This is a genomic window from Hungatella sp., assembly GCF_046966825.1.
Genome location: NZ_JBKVCZ010000278.1, coordinates 1 through 2,410, shown reverse-complemented (window position 1 = coordinate 2,410; position 2,410 = coordinate 1). Strand labels below are relative to the sequence as shown.

The following is a 2,410-nucleotide window of genomic DNA, read 5'->3' as shown; positions in this document are numbered from 1 at the left end:
CTTCACACCGATGGAAATCTTCGGGGGCGGAAGAACCTTCAGTTTTTTAAAGGACTCCGACAAATATACCTCACCCTGAGCCATGAACTCGCTCATGCCCTCCGTTAAAAGGCGGTAGATGGCCTCCTCGTCGTCGCGGATCGCCGGATATTCGGTATCGTGTTCCTTATATTTAAAGTACTTTGTAATCAGCTGGCTGACCCGGAATTCTCCCGGCACATCCCGGCATACGGTTCTGGGAAGCTTCTCATCTTCCACCGGCTGAAACGAGTATTCCCCATAAGACAGAACCGGCTTTAAGACCAGATCGTTCGGTCCCTGGCTGTCGAACTCGAATCTCGCTTTCAGTTCCTCCGGCTTGTATGCCTCCAGTTCCACGCCGCCTGCGTCGATCGTACTGTACGCAGCGATCTTTTTCAGCACGCGCTCATAGAAAAGCGGCATATCCTTGTCATTCACTTCCGCCTCACATTTGGAACCGAAGCTCTTTATCATCTGCTCCAGGAAGACGTGCAGTGTGGCACTGCATGCTTCGTCACAGCGAAAGATCCGTTCCTTGTCCACCACATAGAGGTGGCGCTCCCCCTCAAAGATCAGAAGATCCTTGTCGATGGATACCAGGATACCATCCCGTCCCTTCCTTCTGACTTTGACCGACAGATCGGGATTATGATCCGTCACCGTCACCATTCTCTTGTGGGCACGGTAGTCCTCCAGTTCCAGCGTCTCGCCCATCATCAGGCTGAAGAAGCGGTCCCGGTTGCCCCGGCTCAAATTTAAGCCCCGCAGGGTCGGCAGGGTCGAAAAAGAGCTCTTCTGAAACTGTTCATAGTGCTCACAGTAAGTGTTGACCAGTTCCATGATGAATTCCACCAGCGGCCTGCTCTCCTTTGCAAAGACGGACAGATTGTGGTGGAAGGCCAGGTTCTTCCCATATTCCACCAGTGAACCGCTCTCTACCGCTCTCGTAAACGCCACAAGATCCTTGAGCACATAGAAACGTTCCCGCCCCAGACGGAATTCCAGCTTCACATCGCTCCGGTCCGCAATGATACGGACAGCCAGCTGCACCTGCTTTTCTTCTCCCTCAATAATGATCTGAGCTACTTCCCGGTTGGTGTACTCCCGGATCATGGTTCTGGCCTGCTGGGAGGTGGTGACGGGCCGTCCCGAATTCTCAGCCGTCTTTTCCCGGTACTCCCTGTAGAGCTCCTGACAGTGCGGACACATCCCCTTATAGGAATTTCCCTGCACACAGGAACAAGAGTAGTCATAAACCTGACTACCCTTGATATATAAATTAGCTTTATACTGTTTTCCCTGGTCTTCAACCAGGCCTTTTACGCCCGATTCGCCTTTCCAGAAGGCGCTTGTTGTCATCTGTGATACTTTCATAAGTTTTTCACATCCGTTCACACATTACATACGTTCCGGAGCCTCAATTCCAAGCAGATCGATACAGGCGGTAAGTACATCCTTCGCCAGACTGATCAGACTGAGCCAGGAAGCACGCTGTTTTTCGTTTTCCTCGGCAATGATCTTCGTGTCGTGATAGAACCGGTTGAACGCGTTAGCCAGTTCATATACGTACTGGCAGATCTTATGGGGAGCCAGTTCCAGAAAACTGGTCTCGATCACCTCATTATATTTCGAAAGCTGAAGCATCAAATCTTTTTCCACACCGGAGGCGGCCGGAAGGATATCTCCCGTGCACACGCTCTGCACTTCCAGCTCGGAAGCCTTAGCAAGGATGGACTTGATACGCACAATCGTATACAGGATATAGGGACCTGTGTTTCCCTCAAAGGAGACGAAACGGTCCATATCGAAAATGTAGTCCTTGGAAGCCTGATTCGATAAGTCGCCGTACTTGAGAGCCGCCATACCGACGATCTTTGAGGTCTTTAACGCCTCTTCCTCGGACACGGAGCGGTTCTCCATAATCTTATCATATGCCGCTGTGTCAATATCAGAAATCAGGGTCTCCAGACGCATCACACCGCCGTCTCTTGTCTTAAACGGCTTGCCGTCCTTTCCATTCATGGTGCCGAAGCCTAAATGGGACATCTTGCGCTCTTCCGGTACGAATCCGGCCTTCTTGGCCACGCGGAACACCTGGGTAAAATGAAGCTCCTGACGCTTGTCTGTTATATAAATATACCAGTCCGGGCAGTATTCCTTCTCACGCTCCAGAATGGTTCCCAGATCTGAGGTAGAATAGAGGGCCGCGCCGTCGGATTTGCGGATGATGCAGGGCGGAAGTTCCTTGGAATCGCCCGGCTCGGCGATATCGACCACCAGCGCTCCCTGGCTCTCATACGCCAGCTTCCTGTCTTCCAGCTCCTTAATCAGCCCCGGAATATAGTCCTGCGCGTCGCTCTCTCCCTTCCATAAATCGAAGGTTACATTT

At 51.8% G+C, this 2,410-nt stretch carries 2 protein-coding genes; both read right to left on the bottom strand.

Annotated elements, in window-relative coordinates; genetic code table 11:
* The coding region (locus ACLTD4_RS33785; RefSeq protein ID WP_412331981.1) for an SNF2 helicase associated domain-containing protein at positions 1 to 1,395 on the bottom strand (1,395 nt) is incomplete at its 3' end.
* A gap of 24 nt (positions 1,396 to 1,419) precedes the next feature.
* Positions 1,420 to 2,410, bottom strand: a 991-nt coding sequence (gene argS / locus ACLTD4_RS33780) for an arginine--tRNA ligase (RefSeq protein WP_412331980.1), incomplete at its 5' end; no start/stop codon positions are given.